2 protein-coding genes and 2 pseudogenes are annotated in these 2,541 nt (G+C 77.1%); 1 reads left to right on the forward strand and 3 read right to left on the reverse strand.

Annotated features, from left to right (window positions below; translation table 11 throughout):
• Nucleotides 1-684: pseudogene (locus tag ACYVI6_RS18445) on the forward strand (TerD family protein); the annotation flags it as partial.
• A gap of 7 nt (nucleotides 685-691) precedes the next feature.
• On the opposite strand, the gene ACYVI6_RS18450 reads toward ACYVI6_RS18445, so the two are convergent.
• The 3 genes and pseudogenes from ACYVI6_RS18450 to ACYVI6_RS18460 form a co-directional block, all read right to left on the reverse strand.
• Nucleotides 692-1,354 carry a Type 1 glutamine amidotransferase-like domain-containing protein gene (locus ACYVI6_RS18450; protein ID WP_460447756.1) on the reverse strand — a complete coding sequence of 221 codons (663 nt, stop codon included), beginning with the start codon at nucleotides 1,352-1,354 and terminating at the stop codon, nucleotides 692-694.
• A gap of 10 nt (nucleotides 1,355-1,364) precedes the next feature.
• Nucleotides 1,365-2,249 carry a sucrase ferredoxin gene (locus ACYVI6_RS18455; protein ID WP_460447757.1) on the reverse strand — a complete coding sequence of 295 codons (885 nt, stop codon included), beginning with the start codon at nucleotides 2,247-2,249 and terminating at the stop codon, nucleotides 1,365-1,367.
• Nucleotides 2,246-2,541: pseudogene (locus ACYVI6_RS18460) on the reverse strand (hypothetical protein); the annotation flags it as partial. The gene ACYVI6_RS18455 and the pseudogene ACYVI6_RS18460, both read right to left, overlap by 4 nt.

Below are 2,541 nucleotides of genomic sequence, written 5' to 3' on the forward strand. Positions count from 1 at the left end.
GCCAGCCGGCCCGCAGCCCGACCCGCGCCGCGACCCGCACCCGACTCGGCACCGCCGCGGACGGCGCGGGTGGGGGAGGCGCGGGCGAGCGAGCGGCGCATCGTGCTCGACGACGACGCCCGCGTGGTGACGCTGACCACCGACGACCTGCCGCGGCGCGGGGCGCTGCGCACGACGCTGCGCTGGCAGCGGCTGGTCACCTCGACCGGCCTGCTGCGCGCGTCGGACGTGCACCTGGGGTGCCTGTGGCAGACCACCAACGGGTACTCGGGCGCGGTGATGTCGGACGGCGCGCTGTCTGCACCGGGGTTCGGGGCGCGGCAGGTGCTGAGCCTCGGCATGCGCAGCGAGGACGACGGCGAGCTGCTGCTGGCCGACCTGGCGAACCTCGACCTGATGCAGCGGCTGCTGTTCTTCGCCTACGGCAAGCACGCCGACCCCGACTGGACCGCGCTGCGGCCGGAGCTGGTGGTGCGCCTGCCGACCGGCGGGCGACTCGAGCTGCGGGTCGGCGCGCCCGACGTCCCGGGCGCGCGCTGCCTCGCGGTCGCGTCGGCGCACCTGGTCGACGGCGACGTGATCCTGCGTCGCGAGCACGAGTTCGTCGCCGGCCCGCCGCGCGAGGTGGCGCTCGCGTACGGCTGGGACCTCGCCTGGACCGACGGCGGCACCGTCGTCCGCTAGCGCCCGGTCAGTCGGGCAGGTGCCGCCAGGTGCCCTCCGACACGACCTCCACCTCGCCCTCGCCCGGCACGACGATCGCGGTCTGGTCGTCGATCACGTACGCCGGGCCGTCGAGCTGCTGCGCCCACGTCTCGGCGGCCTCCATCGTGTTCTCGGGCATGCCGAGGTGCGGGAAGATCGAGAAGTCGACGACGCCCAGGGTGCGGTCGTCACCGGACGGCGGGTCCCACTCGACGAACTCGGTGCCGATGCGCGGCGTCATCACCATGCTGCCGGCGCTCACGCCCACCCACACGGTGTCGGTGAGCTCGGGCAGCAGGTCGGCCAGGCCGGACTCGCGCAGCCAGTGGTGCAGGTAGGTCGCGTCGCCGCCGTCGACGAGCAGCACGTCGGCCGCCCGCACCCACGGCTCCCAGCGGTCGCGGCCGATCGAGGGCAGCGCCGTCAGCTCGAGCAGGCCGACCGAGCGCCAGCCGAGCCCGGTGATCGGGCTGCCGCCGCGGCCGGCGACGAAGCGCCAGGCCGAGGCGGGCGTGCAGTACGGGTGGCCCCACTCGGCCGTCGGGACGCAGAGCGCGTCGCACTCCGCGATCGGCGTGCCCAGCAGGTCGACGAGCGCCGCCTCGATGCTGGGGTTGGACACGCCACCGGACGTCAGCAGGAGCCGCACCGGTGCCTCCTCAGGTGGTCGGGAGCTGCACGGACGCGGTGAACGTACCGGCTCGCGCCTCGTTCGTGGCCCGGCACGTGAGGTGCGCCGCCGGCCGCCAGGAGCGGTCGACCACCACGTCGAGCCGCGCGGGCACCGGTGCGGTGCCGGCCAGCCCGACCTGCCAGCGGTCGGGGCCGACCTGCCGCACCCCTGTGCCGCGCACCGACCGCGGCCCGCCACCGAACCGGCGCAGCACCTCGACCACGGCCGCCTGCACGACGGGCGGCTCGGTGGACGGCCCGCGCAGCCGCTCGACGTCGACCCCGCCGTCCAGGTGCGTGCGCACGACGTCGACGCCGACCTCGGGGTCGAGGTAGCCGTACGTCGTGCCGTCCGGCAGCACCAGCAGGTTGGCGGCGAACCGGTCGCCGCCGACGTGCGAGCACTCCCAGGTGAACGCCGGCCAGTGCACGGCCAGCGCCGCGGCGACCGGCCGGCCGCGCACCGCGCAGCAGACGTCGTGCCGCCCGTGCGCGCAGACGAGCAGCCACGGGTCGGCCGGCTCCGCGTCAGAGCCGTTGCCCTGCAACGCCTCTGCGGCGGCCAGCAGGTCGTGGTCGTCGCTCCAGCGGCCGCGCACCTGGGTGCCGGCGTCGTGGTCGAGCACCGCCCACGTCCGGTCGAGCCCGCGCACCGGCCGGCCCGGACGCCGCACCAGCAGGATGCGCGCGGCGGCGTCGCCCGCGGCCCGGCGCAGCGCGTGCTGCACCTCGTGGTCGATGCCCGACCCCGCCAGCGCGTCGACGGCCCACGGGCCGGGGTGCTCGATCAGCACCCAGCGCCGAGCGGGTGCGGCCGTCGCCGCCAGCGGGTCGCGGCGCTCGCGGCCGCCGTCGGAGCAGCGGTCGCTCACTCCGCGGGCACCGCCACGCCCGCGACGAGCAGGCGCCCGGCCAGGTCGGGTCCGACGTCGGCCCCGGTCAGCACGTCGCCGTCGAGCAACGGCTCGAGGCGGGCGCGCTCGACGTCGCCGACCGGCAGCGAGCCGGCCCGGTAGCGCAGCACGGTGCCGCCGTCCGCGCCGGTGACGTACCGCGCCCGCAGGTGGTCGCGCAGCCGCAGCCGGCCGTCGTCTGCGAGGTCGGACGCCGCGCGCAGCTGCGCGAGCGGCCGCACCGGCGCGGCGCGCTGGCCGTCGCGCACCC

The organism is Angustibacter aerolatus, from assembly GCF_054776675.1.